At 75.4% G+C, this 16,188-nt stretch carries 17 protein-coding genes; 15 read left to right on the top strand and 2 right to left on the bottom strand.

Going from position 1 to position 16,188, the window contains the following annotated elements; translation table 11 throughout:
• Nucleotides 1-98 precede the first annotated feature (98 nt).
• Nucleotides 99-785, top strand: a complete 687-nt coding sequence (locus tag ACQPYN_RS18805) for a hypothetical protein (RefSeq protein ID WP_433025967.1) — start codon at nt 99-101, stop codon at nt 783-785.
• Here the strand turns inward: ACQPYN_RS18805 and ACQPYN_RS18800 are convergent.
• On the bottom strand, nt 745-1,299 hold the full coding sequence (locus ACQPYN_RS18800; RefSeq protein ID WP_433025964.1) for a TetR/AcrR family transcriptional regulator: 555 nt from the start codon (nt 1,297-1,299) through the stop codon (nt 745-747). The two genes, ACQPYN_RS18805 and ACQPYN_RS18800, sit on opposite strands and share 41 nt — an antisense overlap.
• Before the next feature lie 60 nt (nt 1,300-1,359).
• Between ACQPYN_RS18800 and ACQPYN_RS18795 the strand changes: the two genes are divergently transcribed.
• From ACQPYN_RS18795 to argH, 13 genes are all read left to right on the top strand, one after another.
• Nucleotides 1,360-2,172, top strand: a complete 813-nt coding sequence (locus tag ACQPYN_RS18795) for an alpha/beta hydrolase (RefSeq protein ID WP_433025961.1) — start codon at nt 1,360-1,362, stop codon at nt 2,170-2,172.
• Nucleotides 2,169-3,215, top strand: a complete 1,047-nt coding sequence (locus ACQPYN_RS18790) for a winged helix DNA-binding domain-containing protein (protein WP_433025958.1) — start codon at nt 2,169-2,171, stop codon at nt 3,213-3,215. Before ACQPYN_RS18795 ends, ACQPYN_RS18790 begins: the two co-directional genes overlap by 4 nt.
• 231 nt (nt 3,216-3,446) lie before the next feature.
• Entirely contained in the window at nt 3,447-3,839 is a 393-nt protein-coding gene (locus ACQPYN_RS18785) for a hypothetical protein (RefSeq protein WP_433025955.1), read from the top strand.
• Nucleotides 3,737-5,566: an NAD(P)/FAD-dependent oxidoreductase gene (locus ACQPYN_RS18780; protein ID WP_433038955.1), complete on the top strand. Its 1,830-nt coding sequence runs from the start codon at nt 3,737-3,739 to the stop codon at nt 5,564-5,566. Before ACQPYN_RS18785 ends, ACQPYN_RS18780 begins: the two co-directional genes overlap by 103 nt.
• A gap of 90 nt (nt 5,567-5,656) precedes the next feature.
• Complete coding sequence (locus ACQPYN_RS18775; protein WP_433025952.1) at nt 5,657-6,175, top strand: hypothetical protein; 519 nt, start codon at nt 5,657-5,659, stop codon at nt 6,173-6,175.
• A 37-nt stretch (nt 6,176-6,212) separates the two neighbouring features.
• Nucleotides 6,213-7,244: an N-acetyl-gamma-glutamyl-phosphate reductase gene (gene argC, locus ACQPYN_RS18770; protein ID WP_433025949.1), complete on the top strand. Its 1,032-nt coding sequence runs from the start codon at nt 6,213-6,215 to the stop codon at nt 7,242-7,244.
• Complete coding sequence (gene argJ, locus ACQPYN_RS18765) at nt 7,241-8,401, top strand: bifunctional glutamate N-acetyltransferase/amino-acid acetyltransferase ArgJ (protein WP_433025946.1); 1,161 nt, start codon at nt 7,241-7,243, stop codon at nt 8,399-8,401. The genes argC and argJ overlap by 4 nt, the downstream gene beginning before the upstream one ends.
• A complete protein-coding gene (gene argB, locus ACQPYN_RS18760) occupies nt 8,398-9,354 on the top strand; it encodes an acetylglutamate kinase (RefSeq protein WP_433025943.1) in 957 nt (318 codons plus the stop codon). The genes argJ and argB overlap by 4 nt, the downstream gene beginning before the upstream one ends.
• A 2-nt stretch (nt 9,355-9,356) precedes the next feature.
• Entirely contained in the window at nt 9,357-10,580 is a 1,224-nt protein-coding gene (locus ACQPYN_RS18755) for an acetylornithine transaminase (protein WP_433025940.1), read from the top strand.
• Nucleotides 10,577-11,515: an ornithine carbamoyltransferase gene (gene argF, locus ACQPYN_RS18750; RefSeq protein WP_433025937.1), complete on the top strand. Its 939-nt coding sequence runs from the start codon at nt 10,577-10,579 to the stop codon at nt 11,513-11,515. Before ACQPYN_RS18755 ends, argF begins: the two co-directional genes overlap by 4 nt.
• Complete coding sequence (locus ACQPYN_RS18745; protein WP_433025934.1) at nt 11,512-12,060, top strand: arginine repressor; 549 nt, start codon at nt 11,512-11,514, stop codon at nt 12,058-12,060. Before argF ends, ACQPYN_RS18745 begins: the two co-directional genes overlap by 4 nt.
• Nucleotides 12,057-13,265 (top strand): argininosuccinate synthase, encoded by a 1,209-nt coding sequence (locus ACQPYN_RS18740; RefSeq protein WP_433025931.1) that lies wholly within the window; start codon nt 12,057-12,059, stop codon nt 13,263-13,265. Before ACQPYN_RS18745 ends, ACQPYN_RS18740 begins: the two co-directional genes overlap by 4 nt.
• The gene (gene argH, locus ACQPYN_RS18735) at nt 13,265-14,689 is read left to right on the top strand and encodes an argininosuccinate lyase (protein ID WP_433025928.1); all 1,425 of its coding nucleotides are present in this window, start codon (nt 13,265-13,267) and stop codon (nt 14,687-14,689) included. Before ACQPYN_RS18740 ends, argH begins: the two co-directional genes overlap by 1 nt.
• Before the next feature lie 112 nt (nt 14,690-14,801).
• Here the strand turns inward: argH and ACQPYN_RS18730 are convergent, their stop codons facing one another.
• Nucleotides 14,802-15,191, bottom strand: coding sequence for an MmcQ/YjbR family DNA-binding protein (locus ACQPYN_RS18730; RefSeq protein ID WP_433025925.1), 390 nt, complete (start codon nt 15,189-15,191; stop codon nt 14,802-14,804).
• A 447-nt stretch (nt 15,192-15,638) separates the two neighbouring features.
• Here ACQPYN_RS18730 and ACQPYN_RS18725 point away from each other — a divergent pair, with 447 nt between their 5' ends.
• Nucleotides 15,639-16,184 carry a lytic transglycosylase domain-containing protein gene (locus ACQPYN_RS18725; RefSeq protein ID WP_433025922.1) on the top strand — a complete coding sequence of 182 codons (546 nt, stop codon included), beginning with the start codon at nt 15,639-15,641 and terminating at the stop codon, nt 16,182-16,184.
• Nucleotides 16,185-16,188 lie beyond the last annotated feature (4 nt).

The raw sequence follows: 16,188 nt of genomic DNA, 5'->3' as shown, positions 1-16,188 counted from the left end.
CGGGACACGCACTCGACCCGCGCCTGTCTACCACCTGGTTGACACGGGGCTGGACGGCTCGGCATCCTGTCTTCCACTTGGTAGACAGGAGGACGGCGATGTCGGCTCGGACGTGGCGGCAGCTGCTCGTGTGGCTGCACGTGGCGTCGTCGGTGAGCTGGATGAGCCAGGCCGCGGCGCTGGCCGTCCTGCTGTTCACGGCCATCGGGCCGGCGCCGATGCCCGTCCGGGTCGGCGCGGCGACGTCGGCGAAGCTCCTGGACACCACACTCCTCGTGTACTCCGCGAACGTCGCGACGGCGACGGGACTGCTGCTGGCCGCCACGACGAGCTGGCGCTTCTGGCTGCACCGCTGGGTGGCGATCAAGCTCGTGCTCACGACCGGCCAGCTCTACCTCGGCATCGGCATCCTGTCGCTGCGCATGGACGCCGCGGTCACCACCGCCACGAGCGGGGGTTCCGCCGGCGTCGCCGGGCTGGGCGCTGCGGCCACGCTCATGGCGAGCGCCTTCGCCGTGCAGGTCTGGCTCTCGGTCGCGAAGCCGGGAGGGAGGACGCGGCGTGCCGCGACCGTCCGGCGCCCGGGCTCGGCGCCGGCGTGGCTGTTCGCCCTCGCGGTCCTCGCCCCGGTCGTCGAGACGGTCCTGGGCGTCGCCGTCACCGGGCCCCTGCCGGTGCTGTCCCTCGTCGTGCTGACCGTCGCTGTGGTGCTCCGCGCCCGTGAGCGGAAGCCCGAGCCGGCCCTCACGAGCGCGAAGCGCCGACCAGCAGCCAGTCGAGCGTGACCTCGAGGTCGGCGCGGAGCTGGACGGGGGACAGGGTCGCGTCGTCCGCGGTGGCCAGGGCCGCGTAGCCGAGGGTGTGGACGATCAGCGCGCGCACCACGCGCCCGGCCGCGTCCTCGGCGACGCCGAGCCGCGCGAGCAGGACGGTCATCGCCTCGCCCAGCGCCCGGGCGCGGGGCCCGCGGGCGCCCTGGCGCTCCAGGTAGGCCGGCACGAGGCCCGGGTGGGCGACGAGCAGGTCGAACGTCGCGAGCATGACGTCGCGGAGGCCGGCCATCGGGTCGGCGTCGGCCGGCGGGGGAGCGAGGGCCCCGAGCACGTCGTCGAGCAGGGCGTCGACGAGCGCGGTCTTGTCGGCGACGTGGCTGTAGAGCGCGTTGGGGGCGACGCCGAGGTGCGCGGCCACCGAGCGCATGGAGAGCCCGGCCCGTCCGCGCTCGGCGAACACATCCCGCGCCGCGGCGAGCACGGCGTCGTACGTGAGTCCGGCACGCTGACCCGGGGTCCTGGGCATGGACGAACTGTACACCGTCCAGTATGCTGGACACCGTACAGTTCGACGGAGGGAAGCGCCGTGATCACCAGCTCTGCCGAGGTCGGGACCGCCGCAGGTGTGCCGTTCGTCGTGGTGCCACCGGAGAACGGGCCGCGTCCTGACGCGCCGGTGCTCGTCGGCTGGCACCTCATGGACGCACCGCGCAGCGAGGCCGCGTTCGCCGCGGCGCTGCCGCTGGCCGGGCTCGACGCCTGGCGGGTCTATCTGGGCCTGCCGATGATGGGGGCCCGGCTGCCGGCGGGCGGGATGGACGAGCTCATGGGCCGCGGGTACGAGGACGCGGTCCTGCTCATGCACGGGCCGGTCAACGCCGACGCCGCCGACGAGTTCGACGCGGCCCTGGAGGCGTTGCGCGCGCGGTTCGGGTTCGGCGCGGGGCCGCTCGGGCTCTTCGGCGGCTCGGCCGGCGCGGGCGTGGCGCTCGAGGTCGCGACGCGGCGCGACGACGTGGCGGCGGTGGTGGCGCTGAGCCCGCTGCTCCAGCTGCGCCCGGTGGTCGCGATCCTCGGGGCGCTCTTCGGCGTGGACTACCGGTGGTCTCCCGAGTCGGACGCCGTCGCCGCCCGGATGGACTACGTCGCCCGGGTCACCGAGCTGGGGCAGATGCCGGTGCGGCTGGTCGTGGGCTCGCAGGACGACGCGTCGGCCTTCCTCGGGCCCGCCCGGGAGCTCGCGGCGGGCGCTGCAGGCCCCGCGGACGTCGTCGTGATCCAGGGCATGGGGCACGCGCTCGCCGAGGAGCCGGGACTCGAGCCGGCGCCGCAGACCGCGCACGCCGCGGAGGCCGACGCCGCCGCCGTCGCGTGGTTCCGGCAGCATCTCGGGGTGTGAGCACCCCGGGCGCGTCGGAGATCGGCCTGCTGCGGCTGGTCGCCCAACGCGTCGTCGGGCCGCAGGCGGACGACGTCTCCGGCGTCGTCCGCCACCTCGGCGCCGTCCAGGCCCAGGATCTCCCGGGGGCGCTGCGATCGGTGGCGCTCCGGACGGCGAGCCGGTCGCGGGCGGCGGTCGTCGCCGCCTGCGACGCCGGTGAGGTCGTCCGCAGCTGGCCGATGCGCGGGACGCTGCACCTCGTCCCGGCGGAGGACCTCGGCTGGATGCTGCCGCTCGGGACGCCGCGGGCCCGGGCCCAGGCCGCCCGGCGGCGCGTCGAGCTGGGCCTCACCGACGCCGACATCGACCGGGCCCGCGCGCTGGCCCTCCCCGCCGTGCCCGCCACCCGCGCGGAGCTCTTCGCCGTCTGGGAGGAGGCGGGGCTCGAGCCGGCGAAGGGTCGCGGCTACCACCTGCTCGCCGAGCTCGCCCAGACCGGCGTGCTGTGCTTCGGCCCTCTGCGGGACGGCACCGAGCCCGTGATCGTCGAGGTCGCCCGCTGGATCCCGGCGCCCCGCACCCTCGAGCGCGACGAGGCGCTGGGGGAGTGGGCGCGCCGCTACTTCCGCTCGCACGGGCCCGTCCCCGCCGCCGAGTTCGCGCTCTGGACCAGCCTGACCGCGGCCGACGCCCGCACCGGGGTCGCCCTGGCGCGGCCCGACCTCGCCGCGATGGACGTCGACGGCGTCGAGTACCTGCTGGACCCCGCCGTGCCCGACCTCCTCGCCGCGCACCGTCGCGAGGCCGCGGGGGTGCACCTGCTGCCGGGCTTCGACGAGTTCGTGCTGGGCTACCGGGGCCGCGACGACGTCCTCGAGGCCGCCGAGCGCGACCGCATCGTCCCCGGCGGCAACGGGGTGTTCCGCTCGACCGTCGTCCACCGGGGCCGGATCGTCGGGACGTGGGCGGAGCCCCGGGGGCGGCTGGAGGTCGCGCGGTTCCGCGAGACGTCCACGCCGTCCGACACGGCCGTCGCGCGCACGCACGCTCGGCTCCCGTGAGGACCGCTCGTCGCCGTTCCTGAGAGCCATGAGGGCGTCGGTTACCCCGATCGGACGATCACCCGACCGGTGACCGCGCGGCACGGGTGGATGGACGGCTCGCGGCGCGTCGCGTTCTCAGGTGGCGGCCCCGACAAGATCGAGCTTCGTAGCGTGACCGAGTCGTGACCCCGGGGGCTCCCCCATCGCCCGGGCCGGCCGCCTCGACCCCGATCGCGAGGAGATCCACGCATGTCCAGCGCGCCCGAAGAGCCGCACCAGCTCGACCCGTCCCCGGACACGGGCAGCCGGTGGGCCACCGCGGACTTCGTGGTCGGGCGCGGATCGCTGCTCGTCATCGGGCCGGTGGTCGTGGCGCTGCTGTGGGCGTTCGGCGCGCTGCCGGCGTGGGGCGCGGCCGCGCTCGGCGGCTTCCTCTGCGTGGTCGCGGTGGTCTTCCTCGTCCGGCTGCGCGGCGCGCGCACGGGCGACGGCGCCGAGGGGCGCGCGTGGTCGTCGTCGGGGGCGGCTACGCGGGACTCGTGGCGGCGCGGGCGCTACAGGCGCGGCTGCCCGGCGGCACGCGCGGCGGCCGCCATCTCGGCGCGGGGGACGCGGGCTCCGGCATCGCCGGCATCACGGTGATCGACCCGCAGGCGCACATGACCTACCAGCCGTTCCTCCCCGAGGCGGCGGCCGGCGCGATCGAGCCGCGCCACCTCACGGTGCCCCTGCGCCGGGTCCTGCGACGCTGCGACGTGATCACCGGGTCGGTCGCCGCGGTCGACGACTCCAGCCGCCGCGTGGTGGTCAGCCTGCCCGACGGCGGCACCCGCGAGCTCACCTACGACGTCCTCGTGGTCTCGCCCGGCACGGCCCCGCGTCGCCTGCCGATCCCCGGCCTCGACGACCGCGCGCTGCCGTTCCGCTCGGTCACCGACGCCCTCGCCCTGCGCGAGCACGTGCTGTCCCGCCTCGACGCCGCCGCCTCGACGACCGACCTCGCCGAGCGCCGCCGCCTGCTCACCTTCACGGTCATCGGCGGCGGGTTCGCCGGGCTCGAGGTGCTCGGCGAGCTCGAGGACATGACGCGACGCGCCGCCCGCCACCAGCCCGCCTACATCGGCGAGGAGGTCCGCTGGGTGGTCCTCGAGGCGGCCGGGCGGATCATGCCCGAGGTCACCCCGGCGCTCGCCGCCCGCGTGCACGCCCAGCTGCTGCGCCGCGGCATCGAGGTGCGGGTCGGTGCCAAGATCAGCTCCGTCGAGGGTGGCCAGGTCGTGCTCGCCGGCGGGACGACGTTCGCCACCGACACGATCGTCGTCGCGGCCGGCTCGGTGCCCAACCCGCTGCTCGAGCGCACCGACCTGCCCCTCGACGCGCGGGGCCGCGTGCGCTGCGCGACCACGCTGCAGGTGCGCGACCGCGCCCACGTGTTCACCGCCGGCGACTGCGCCGCGGTGCCGGACGTGACCGTCCCGTCCACCCGCACGGGCGAGCCGGCCACCACCGCGCCGACCGCCCAGCACGCCGTCCGCCAGGCCCGGCTGCTCGCGCGCAACGTCGACGCCTTCCTCTCCGGGCGCCTGCTGCGCGGCTACCGCCACAAGAACGCCGGCGCGGTCGCCGGGCTGGGGCGCCGCCGCGGCGCCGCGCAGATCGGGCCGCTGCGCATGACGGGGTGGCCCGCGTTCGTGCTCCACCGCGCCTACCACCTGTGGGCGATGCCGACCGCCGACCGCACCGTGCGCATCGCGCTGGACTGGCTGGTGTCCGGGCTGCTCGGCCGCGACCTCGTGGCCGTGGGTCGTCGCGACGCCGCCCCGTGCCCGACGCCGACGCGCCGCCGACGGTCGCCCCGCGCGTCGAGGAGGACGCGACCGGAGAGACCGGCGAGCTCCCCGTCCTCCCGATCACCGGCGGCACCCCGACGTGGGGCGCCGACCCGACCGCGACCGGGTCGCGCCCCGTCGTCCGCCCGGCCCCGGCCGACCCGGCTGCCGAGCCGCTCCGCAGCGCCACCGACTCCCAGGGCATCCCGGCGCTCCAGATGGCCGCGATGCAGTCGGGCGACTTCCCCGCCGTGGACGCGGCGAAGGACGCCGTCCAGGAGCCGCACCCGTCGCTCCCGTTCGCCGGGCAGGGCTTCGCGGAGCAGCACACGGTCGAGGGGCACCCCGCCGACCGCTATCCGCTGCCCACGTTCCGCGAGCCCACCCCGTCGCTCTCGTTCGGGGAGCCGGTGGACGACCCGAGCCCGTCGGGGTCCTTCCGCGAGCCGCACCCGTCGTTCCCGACGGCCGCCCGCGACGAGTCGGCCGCCGGCCCCCGCGCGCCGTACCCGTCGACGAGCCGGCCCCGGCACTCCCTGAGCGCCGACCACAGCCGCCGCAACTGAGACCAGCCCGTCACCGCGGGAGAAATCGCCTGCGCAGCGCCCCGCTCGGTGGTGACATGGCGCCGTGGACGTCGCGTTCTCGAAGCGCCCCGACGGCGGGTCGCTCGCGCTCATCGACCGCGAGGACGGGGTGCGGCTGCGGCTGCGCTCCTACGACCGCACGGGCGAGGTCCCGCACGACGCGGTCCACCTCATCGGCGAGCGCGCACTGGGCCTGACCGGCGGGCTCTGGGGTTCCCTGCAGGCGGGCGCGCTGTTCGACAGCGTCGAGGTCGTGTCCGGCCGGCTGCGCCACGACCGCCGGCAGCGCTCCGACGCCGTCCGGCGGGAGAACGCGGCGGAGCTCCGGCTCGCCGAGACCGTCGTCGGCGTCCTCGCGCAGAGCCTCGGCGGCGACGGTCCGTCGACGAAGGCGGCGCTGGACCGCGCATGGGGGATCACCGGGACCGGCCCGAGCCCGTTCACGGCGGCGCAGGCCTCGGTCGCGGTCCAGGAGCTGCGCACCCTGCGGGACCGCTGGCGCGATCTCGCCCCGGACGAGACGATCACGTTCACCTGGCGCCCCGCGCGGCGCCGTCGCTGACCCCTCTTTGCATGGATTTCCGTGAGCATGCATAGTGATGCGTATGCGCGTCGCCGTGGCCGGAGCCAGTGGGTACGTCGGGGGTGAGGTCCTGCGGCTCGCCCTGGGCCACCCCGAGGTCGAGATCGGGGCGGTGACGGCGGGGGAGTCCGCGGGCACCGCGCTCGGCGGCCACCAGCCCCACCTGCCCACCCTCGCCGACCGGATCATCGCCGAGTCCACGCCCGAGCAGCTCGCCGGGCACGACGTCGTCTTCCTCGCCCTGCCGCACGGACGCTCCGCCGAGCTCGCCGCGCAGCTGCCGGACCACGTGCTCGTCGTCGACTGCGGCGCCGACCACCGGCTCACCGACCCGGTCGCCTGGCAGCGCTGGTACGGCGGCGAGCACGCCGGGGCCTGGCCCTACGGGCTCCCGGAGCTGCCCGGCGCGCGCGAGGCGCTGCGTGGGAGCCGCCGCATCGCCGTCCCCGGCTGCTACCCGACGGCGAGCACCCTGGCCGCGTTCCCCGCGGTCGCCGGCGGCCTCGTCCGCCCGGACATCAGCATCGTCGCCTTCTCCGGAACCTCCGGCGCGGGACGGGCCGCCAAGCCCCACCTGCTCGGCTCCGAGGTCATGGGCTCGGCCACCGCGTACGGCGTCGGCGGCGGGCACCGGCACACCCCGGAGATCGTCCAGAACCTCGCGACGGTCAGCCCGGAGCCGGTGCGGGTGTCGTTCACGCCCGTGCTCGCCCCGATGCCGCGCGGCATCCTCGCCGTCGCGAGCGCGCCCCTGGCCGACGACGCCGTCACCGAGGACCAGGCCCGCGAGGTCTACGCCAAGGCCTACGCCGCCGAGCCGTTCGTGCACCTGCTGCCGGCCGGCGTCCAGCCCGCGACCAAGTCCGTGGTCGGCTCGAACGCCGTGCAGATCCAGGTCGCCGTCGATCCCGACGCCGGGCGTCTGGTCGTCACCGCGGTCATCGACAACCTCACCAAGGGCACCGCAGGCGGCGCGTTCCAGTCGGTCAACCTCGCCCTCGGGCTCGACGAGACCCTCGGGCTCCCGACGACAGGAGTGAGTCCGTGAGCGCCACCGCCGCCCAGGGATTCCGGGCCGCCGGGGTCCGCGCCGGCCTGCGGGCCCACGGCGAGCGCCCCGACCTCGCGCTGGTGGTCAACGACGGTCCGACGCAGGTCGCCGCCGGGGTCTTCACCCGCAACCAGGTCAAGGCCGCGCCGGTGCTGTGGTCGCAGCAGGTGCTCGTCGAGCACGACCTGCGCGCCGTCGTCCTCAACGCCGGCGGCGCCAACGCCTGCACCGGGCCCGACGGGTTCGGCGACACCCACCGCACGGCCGAGAAGGTCGCCGACGTCCTGGGTTGCGGGGCCATCGAGGTCGCCGTCTGCTCGACGGGCCTCATCGGTGAGCGCCTGCCGCTGTCGAAGCTCCTCGCCGGGGTCGACGCCGCCGCCGCGGAGCTCGCCGACGGCGAGGAGGCCGGCACCAGCGCGGCCACCGCCGTGCTGACCACCGACACCGTCGACAAGCAGGCCGCCCGCACCCGCCACGGCTGGACGGTCGGCGGCTTCGCCAAGGGCGCCGGGATGATGGCGCCGAGCCTCGCGACGATGCTCGTCGTCATCACCACCGACGCCGTCGTGGACGCCGCCACCGCCGACGCCGCGCTGCGCGCCGCGACGTCGACGACGTTCGACCGCCTCGACATCGACGGCGCCACCAGCACCAACGACACCGTCCTGCTGCTCGCCTCCGGGGCCTCCGGGATCGAGGCCGACGCAGGAGCGTTCACCGAGGTGCTCACCGAGGTCTGCGACGAGCTCGCGAAGGGCCTGCAGGCCGACGCCGAGGGCGTCACCAAGCGGATCGCCGTCACCGTGACCGGGGCCCGCGACGACCGCGACGCCCTGCTCGGCGCGCGCACGATCGCCCGCGACAGCCTGGTCAAGACCGCGCTCTTCGGCTCCGACCCGAACTGGGGCCGGATCGCCGCCGCGGTCGGGGCGAGCGAGGCGTACGTCGACCCGCAGAGCCTGAGCGTCACCGTCAACGGCGTGCTGCTCTGCGAGGCCGCCGCCGCCGTCGGCGACCGCTCGAAGGCCGACCTCTCCGGCCCGGAGGTCACCGTCGACGTCGACCTCGGGCTGGGCGACGGGCGGGCCACCGTGCTCACCACGGACCTGTCGCACGCGTACGTCGAGGAGAACAGCGCGTACTCGACATGACCGACATCGACATCGACGCCGACCAGACGCTCACGTCCATCCCCGTCCCCGCCGACGTCCCCGACCGCCTCCACTCGGCCGCCGCCAAGGCCGGCGTGCTCGCCGAGGCGCTGCCGTGGCTGCAGCGCTTCCAGGGCGCGGTCGTCGTCGTCAAGTACGGCGGCAACGCCATGACGGACGACGCGCTGCGCCGCGCGTTCGCCGAGGACATGGTCTTCCTGCGCCTCGCCGGCATCCGCCCCGTGGTCGTCCACGGCGGCGGGCCGCAGATCACGAGCATGCTCGGCCGGCTCGGCATGGAGGGCGAGTTCCGCGGCGGCCTGCGCGTCACCACGCCCGAGACCATGGACGTGGTGCGGATGGTGCTCGTCGGCCAGGTCGGCCGCGAGCTCGTCGGGCTCATCAACGCCCACGGCCCCTACGCCGTCGGGCTCTCGGGCGAGGACGCCCGCCTGTTCACCGCGGCCCGGCGCACCGCGACCGTCGACGGCGAGGCGGTCGACGTCGGGCTGGTGGGCGACGTCGTCGACGTCAACCCCGCGGCGGTGCTCGACCTCGTCGCCGGCGGCCGGATCCCCGTGGTCTCCACGGTCGCGCCGGACGTCGACGGCGTCGTCCACAACGTCAACGCCGACACCGCGGCGGCCGCGCTGGCCGAGGCGCTCGGCGCGCGCAAGCTCGTCGTCCTCACCGACGTCGAGGGGCTCTACACCGACTGGCCGGACCGCTCGAGCCTGCGCTCGCAGATCGACGACACCGAGCTCGCCACGCTCCTGCCGAGCCTGGCCAGCGGGATGATCCCGAAGATGGAGGCCTGCCTGCGGGCCGTGCGCGGCGGCGTGCCGCGCGCCCACGTCATCGACGGCCGGGTCGCGCACTCGGTGCTGCTCGAGGTGTTCACCAGCGCAGGGGTCGGGACGATGGTCGTCCCGACGGACGGGAAGGAGGCCTGACGATGACGGCGACCGCCATGGAGACAGCTGCAGCGGGTGAGGACCTCCGCCGTCGGTGGGCCGCCTCGCTCATGGACAACTACGGCACCCCGCCGATCAGCCTCGTGCGCGGCGAGGGCGCGCGGGTGTGGGACGCCGACGGCACCGAGTACCTCGACCTGCTCGGCGGCATCGCGGTCAACCTGCTCGGCCACGCGCACCCGGCCGTGGTCGAGGCCGTGTCCCGGCAGGTCGCGACGCTGGGCCACACGTCGAACCTCGTCATCAACCCGCTGACCGTCGAGCTCGCCGAGCGCCTGCTCGGGCTGCTCGGCCACGAGGGTCGCGTGCTGTTCTGCAACTCCGGCGCCGAGGCCAACGAGACCGCCTTCAAGATCGCCCGGCGCACCGGCCGCCCGAAGATCATCGCCGCGGAGAACGCCTTCCACGGCCGGACGATGGGCGCGCTCTCGCTGACCGGGCAGCCGGCCAAGCGGACGCCGTTCGAGCCGCTCGTGCCCGGCGTGGAGTTCGTGCCCTACGGGGACGTCGAGGCGCTGCGCGCGGCCGTCGACGACGACACCGCGGCGGTGTTCCTCGAGCCGATGCAGGGCGAGGCCGGCGTCATCGTCCCCGCCGACGGCTACCTGCGCGCCGCCCGCGACATCACCACCGAGCGCGGGGCGCTGCTGGTGCTCGACGAGGTCCAGACCGGGGTCGGGCGCACCGGCCTGTGGTTCGCCCACCAGCGCACCGACGTCGTCCCGGACGTCGTCACGCTGGCCAAGGGCCTCGGCGGCGGGCTGCCGATCGGCGCCTGCATCGGGGTCGGCGCGGCCGGCGACCTCCTCGGCCCGGGCCAGCACGGCACCACCTTCGGCGGCAACCCCGTGTGCTGCGCCGCGGCGCTCGCCGTCCTCGACACGATCGCCTCCGAGGGGCTGCTCGAGCGGGCGACGGCCCTGGGGCGCGACGTCGCCACGCGGATCGAGGGTCTGGGCCACGGCCAGGTCGACCACGTCGACGCGGTCGGCATCCTCATCGGGATCGCCCTGCGCAGCCCGATATCCACGCAGGTGACCGCCGCGGCCCGCGAGTCCGGCTATCTGATCAACAACGCCGTCCCGGAGCGGGTGCGGCTCGCGCCGCCGGTGGTGGTCAGCGACGCCCAGCTCGACGGGTTCCTCGACGCCCTGCCCGAGGTGCTCGACCAGGGCGCCGCGGCGGCCGAGGCGGCCGGCTCGTGACCCTCCTGACGACGGGCGTGCGGCACTTCCTGCGGGACGACGACCTGACCCCGGCCGAGCAGGCCGAGGTGCTGGAGCTCGCCGCGGCGATGAAGGCCGCCCCGTTCGCCCGGACGCCGCTGGCCGGCCCGCGGGCCGTCGCGGTGGTGTTCGACAAGGCGTCGACGCGCACGCGGGTGTCGTTCGAGGTCGGCATCGCCGCCCTCGGCGGCACGCCCGTGATGATCGACGGGAACGCCGCCCAGCTCGGCCGCGGCGAGACGATCGCCGACACCGCCCGCGTGCTCTCGCGCTACGTCGACGCGATCGTGTGGCGCACGAGCACCGAGGAGCGCATCCAGGAGATGGCCGGCGCCGCGACGGTGCCGGTGGTCAACGCGCTGACCGACGGCTTCCACCCGTGCCAGGTCCTCGCCGACCTGCAGACGATCGTCGAGCGCCACGGCCGCACCGCGGGCCTCACGCTGACCTACCTCGGCGACGGCGCCAACAACATGGCCCAGTCGCTGCTGCTCGGCGGCGCCACCGCCGGCATGCACGTCCGGATCGCCGCGCCGGCGGGCTTCACCCCCGACGCGGCGGTGCTCGAGGACGCCGGGGCGCGCGCCGTCGAGACCGGCGGCTCGGTCACCGTCACCGACGACCCGGGCGCGGCCGACGGCGCCGACGTGCTGGTCACCGACACCTGGACCTCCATGGGCCAGGAGTCCGACGGCCGCGACCGCGCGGTGCTCGAACCGTTCCGCCTCGACGAGGCCGCGGTGGCCCGCGCGGGCGCCGGCGTCACCGTCCTGCACTGCCTGCCCGCCCACCGCGGGGACGAGATCACCGCGGGCGTCATCGACGGGCCCGCGTCGGCGGTGTGGGACGAGGCCGAGAACCGCCTGCACGCCCAGAAGGCGGTGCTGGCGTGGTTGCTGGAGCGGTCGCGATGACCGAGACCAGGGGTGTCACCAGTCGTGCCGCGCGCCAGGCCCGGGTCGTCGCGCTGCTCACCGAGCGCGAGGTGCACAGCCAGGCGGAGCTCGCGGGGCTGCTCGCGTCCGAGGGCGTCGAGGTCACCCAGGCCACGCTCTCGCGCGACCTCGACGAGCTGGGCGCGGTGAAGCTGCGCGGGGCCGACGGCGGCATCGGCCGGTACGTGGTGCCCGACGACGGCAGCCCGGTGCGCGGCGTCGTCGGGGGCACCGACAGACTGTCCCGGCTGCTCGCCGAGCTGCTGGTCTCCGCCGACCACTCCGGCAACCTGGCGGTGCTGCGTACCCCACCGGGGGCCGCGCACTACCTGGCCAGCTCACTGGACCGCGCGGCCCTGGCCGAGGTGGTCGGCTGTATCGCCGGTGACGACACGGTGCTCGTCGTCGCCCGCGAGCCCCTCGACGGGGCAGGTCTCGCGGCGCTGCTGCGGACGTTGAGCACCCGGACGACGGCGCGGTCGTCCTCGACCATCGAGCGTGAGCAGGAAGAGGGAGAGCAGTGAGCGAGCGGATCGTGCTGGCGTACTCCGGAGGTCTCGACACCTCCGTCGCCATCGGCTGGATCGCGGAGGAGACCGGGCGCGAGGTCGTCGCGGTCGCCGTCGACGTCGGGCAGGGCGGCGAGGACCTGGAGGTCATCCGCAAGCGCGCCCTGGACTGCGGGGCGGTCGAGGCGGCCGTCGCCGACGCCCGCGACGAGTTCGCCGAGGGCTTCTGCCTGCCGGCGCTGCGGGCCAACGCGCTCTACATGGACCGCTACCCGCTGGTCTCGGCGCTGTCGAGGCCGCTGATCGTCAAGCACCTCGCGGACGCCGCCCGCGCCCACGGCGCCTCGACGGTCGCGCACGGCTGCACGGGCAAGGGCAACGACCAGGTGCGCTTCGAGGTCGGCGTCGGCGCGCTCGCGCCGGACCTCGACGTGATCGCCCCGGTCCGCGACTTCGCCTGGACCCGCGAGAAGGCGATCCAGTGGGCCGAGGAGCGCTCGCTGCCGATCGACGTCAACAAGCGCTCGCCGTACTCGATCGACCAGAACGTCTGGGGCCGCGCGGTCGAGACCGGCTTCCTCGAGGACATCTGGAACGGGCCGATCGAGGACGTCTACTCCTACACCGCGAACCCCGCCGAGCCGCGCGAGGCCGACGAGGTCGTCGTCGGCTTCGAGGCCGGCGTGCCGGTGACGCTCGACGGGCAGAAGGTCACGGTCCTGCAGGCCATCGAGCAGCTCAACCGGCGCGCCGGCGCCCAGGGCATCGGGCGGCTGGACATGGTCGAGGACCGCCTCGTCGGCATCAAGAGCCGCGAGGTCTACGAGGCCCCGGGCGCGATCGCGCTGATCACCGCCCACCAGGAGCTCGAGAACGTCACCGTCGAGCGCGAGCAGGCGCGGTTCAAGCGCCAGGTCGAGCAGCGCTGGGGCGAGCTGGTCTACGACGGCCTCTGGTTCTCGCCGCTGCGCCGCAGCCTCGACGCGTTCGTCGACTCGACCCAGGAGCACGTCACCGGCGAGGTCCGGATGACGCTGCACGGCGGTCGCGCGGTGCCCACCGGGCGCCGCAGCGCGGAGTCGCTCTACGACTTCAACCTCGCCACCTACGACGAGGGCGACCTGTTCGACCAGTCGCTGGCCAAGGGCTTCGTGCAGCTCTGGGGTCTGCCGTCCAAGATCGCCGCACGGCGTGATCAGAATCTGGGGGATCAGGCCTGATGCCGGAAGGGTCTGCCCTCTGGGGCGGGCGGTTCGCGTCCGGGCCGGACGCGGTGATGGCGGCCCTGTCGAAGTCGACGCAGTTCGACTGGGTGCTCGCGCCCTACGACATCGCCGGCTCCCGCGCCCACGCCCGGGTGCTGCACGGCGCGGGGCTGCTCACCGACGAGCAGCTCGAGGCCATGCTCGACGGGTTGCGCCGCCTCGCCGACGACGTCGACTCCGGCGCGTTCCTGCCCGCTGAGGACGACGAGGACGTGCACACCGCCCTCGAGCGGGGTCTGATCGAACGGGCGGGGGAGGACGTCGGCGGGCGCCTGCGCGCCGGCCGCTCCCGCAACGACCAGATCGCCACCCAGCTGCGGATGTGGCTGCGCGACGAGCTGCGCGAGGTGGTGCGCGGCGTGGCGGGTGTGGTCGACGCGCTGCTCATCCAGGCCCGCGCCTACCCGGACGCCGCCATGCCCGGCCGCACGCATCTGCAGCACGCGCAGCCGGTGCTGCTGGCCCACCACCTCGCGGCGCACGCCCAGGCCCTGCTGCGCGACGTCGGCCGGTGCCGGGACCTCGACCGGCGGCTGGCGTACTCGCCCTACGGGTCCGGGGCCCTGGCGGGGACCTCGCTGGGCCTCGACCCGGCGGCCGTCGCCCACGACCTGGGGTTCGTCGACGCCGTCGACAACTCCATCGACGGGACGGCGTCGCGCGACCTCGCCGCCGAGGGCGCGTACGTGCTGGCCCAGATCGCGGTGGACCTCTCGCGGATCGCCGAGGAGGTCATCCTCTGGGCGACCGCGGAGTTCGGGTACGTGACGCTCGCGGACGCCTGGTCGACCGGGTCGTCGATCATGCCGCAGAAGAAGAACCCGGACGTCGCGGAGCTCGCGCGCGGCAAGGCCGGCCGGCTCGTCGGGAACCTCGCGGGGCTGATGACGACGCTCAAGGCCCTGCCGCTGGCCTACAACCGCGACCTGCAGGAGGACAAGGAGCCGCTGTTCGACTCGGCGGCCCAGCTCGCGATGGTGCTCCCGGCGATGGCCGGCATGATCAGGACGCTGACGTTCCACACCGACCGTCTCGCCGAGCTCGCCCCGGCGGGCTTCACGCTGGCCACCGACCTCGCCGAGTGGCTGGTGCGCCAGGGCGTGCCGTTCCGGCGGGCCCACGCCGCGGCGGGCGCCTGCGTCCGCGCGGCCGAGGCCCGCGGCGTGGGGCTCGACGAGCTCACCGACGCCGAGCTGGCCGAGTGCGACCCGGCGCTGACCCCCGACGTCCGCGCCGTGCTCACGGTCGCCGGCTCGATCGCCTCGCGCGACGCGCACGGCGGCACGGCCCCGAAGCGCGTGTCCGAGCAGCTCGACCGCGTCTTCGCCGCCGCGATCGAGGCCCACGCCTGGGCCGGGCGCCCGATCGACCGTCGCTGAGGGTCACCCCCGATTCGTGTCAGCGTCGGACCGTCGCAGACGTTGAGTCTGTCCGAATCGGGGGAGCACGCCGAGAGGGCCACGCACTCGATCGGAGACGGGCGCCTCGGACTCACGGTGCGTGGTCGAGACGCGCGACCAGGAACCTCGGCGCGACCTGGCGGTAGGCGTCGGTGACGATCTCGCCGACTTCCGCCCACTCCAGGCGCGGGGTGTCGAGGCGCATCCCGACCCACGCGCGACCGCCGAACCGCGGGACGAAGTACTGCTCGGGGTCCGCGGCGATCAGCTCGTCGCGGGCCCCGGGCGGCGCCGCCGCCCAGAACGCGATGCTGCGCTCGGCGAGCCGGTGGCCGGCGGGATCCACGAACTTGACGAACGACCGGCGGCGCACGAACCACGTCGGCGCGCCGTGCGTCGGGCCCTCGGTCACCTCGGGGAGCGCCAGGCAGCGGTCCCGGAGCCCGCGCAGCAGGTCCTCCGTCCGTGTGGATGCGGTCATGAGCTCCTCCCTCGGCCACGCCCGAGGATGCCGGACGTCGTTACGCTCGGACACCGTGATCGGGGGACGGTGGGGTCGGCGACTCCTGGTCGGGGCCGCCCTGGTCGCCGCGCTCGCCGGGTGTGCCGACCAACCCCCGACGCCGCCACCCGCGGCCCCCGTCCCGGCCGCCGCGCCGGAGCCGTCGTCCGACGCGATCGGCCCCCACGGACCGACGGTCTCGAGCGACCCCGCGGCGTTGGCCCGGGAGATCGAGACGGCCCAGGCCACGATCGCCGACCCCGCGCGGTCGCCACGCGAGGTCGCGGCCGCGGCGCGCACCGCCCAGGTCGCGTACGAGGAGCTCGCGTTCCACCCCGAGCGGCTCGCCCCGTCCTCGCCGCCCTGCCGCCGGGCCCCGCCGACGTCACGAACCGCATCGTCACGGCGGGCCGCGACCTGCTCGCGATGGCGAAGGGCGCCCCCGGCGACGAGCTCCCGGCCTGGCGCATCGCCGAGCCGCTCCCGCCCGACCGGCTGCGCGCCCTCTACGCGGAGGCCGAGCAGCGCTTCGGCGTGCCGTGGCACGTCCTCGCCGCGGTCAACCTCGTCGAGTCCCGGATGGGACGCATCGCCTCGCACTCCGAGGCCGGGGCCCGCGGGCCGATGCAGTTCATGCCCTCCACCTGGGCGAGCTACGGGCTCGGTGGCGACGTCGACGACCCCCACGACGCGATCCTCGGGGCGGCGAACTACCTGCAGGCCAACGGGGCCGACACCGCGGCGGGCGTGGACCGCGCGCTGCGTCGCTACAACAACGACCAGCGCTACGTCCGCGCCGTGCGCGCCTACGCCGGCGTGATGGCGGCCGACGAGCGCGCGTTCCTCGCCTTCCACGCCTGGGAGGTGTACTTCCGGACGACGTCGGGCCGGGTCCACCTGCCCGTCGGGTACGACGAGCCCCGCGCGATCCGGGCCGACGAGTACCTCGCCCGGACGGGGGCGCCGCGCTGACGGT

The organism is Actinomycetospora sp. CA-053990 (genome assembly GCF_050948445.1).
GTDB lineage: Bacteria > Actinomycetota > Actinomycetes > Mycobacteriales > Pseudonocardiaceae > Actinomycetospora > Actinomycetospora callitridis.
Note: the sequence above shows the minus strand (reverse complement) of the source record. Positions and strands in the feature narration are given on the sequence as shown.

Coding starts and splice junctions, on each gene's coding strand:
- ACQPYN_RS18805 (WP_433025967.1), top strand. CDS start 99: ATGTCGGCTCGGACGTGGCGGCAGCTGCTCGTGTGGCTGCACGTGGCG.
- ACQPYN_RS18800 (WP_433025964.1), bottom strand. CDS start 1,299: ATGCCCAGGACCCCGGGTCAGCGTGCCGGACTCACGTACGACGCCGTG.
- ACQPYN_RS18785 (WP_433025955.1), top strand. CDS start 3,447: ATGTCCAGCGCGCCCGAAGAGCCGCACCAGCTCGACCCGTCCCCGGAC.
- argC (WP_433025949.1), top strand. CDS start 6,213: ATGCGTATGCGCGTCGCCGTGGCCGGAGCCAGTGGGTACGTCGGGGGT.
- argB (WP_433025943.1), top strand. CDS start 8,398: ATGACCGACATCGACATCGACGCCGACCAGACGCTCACGTCCATCCCC.
- ACQPYN_RS18755 (WP_433025940.1), top strand. CDS start 9,357: ATGACGGCGACCGCCATGGAGACAGCTGCAGCGGGTGAGGACCTCCGC.
- ACQPYN_RS18745 (WP_433025934.1), top strand. CDS start 11,512: ATGACCGAGACCAGGGGTGTCACCAGTCGTGCCGCGCGCCAGGCCCGG.
- argH (WP_433025928.1), top strand. CDS start 13,265: ATGCCGGAAGGGTCTGCCCTCTGGGGCGGGCGGTTCGCGTCCGGGCCG.
- ACQPYN_RS18730 (WP_433025925.1), bottom strand. CDS start 15,191: ATGACCGCATCCACACGGACGGAGGACCTGCTGCGCGGGCTCCGGGAC.
- ACQPYN_RS18725 (WP_433025922.1), top strand. CDS start 15,639: ATGGCGAAGGGCGCCCCCGGCGACGAGCTCCCGGCCTGGCGCATCGCC.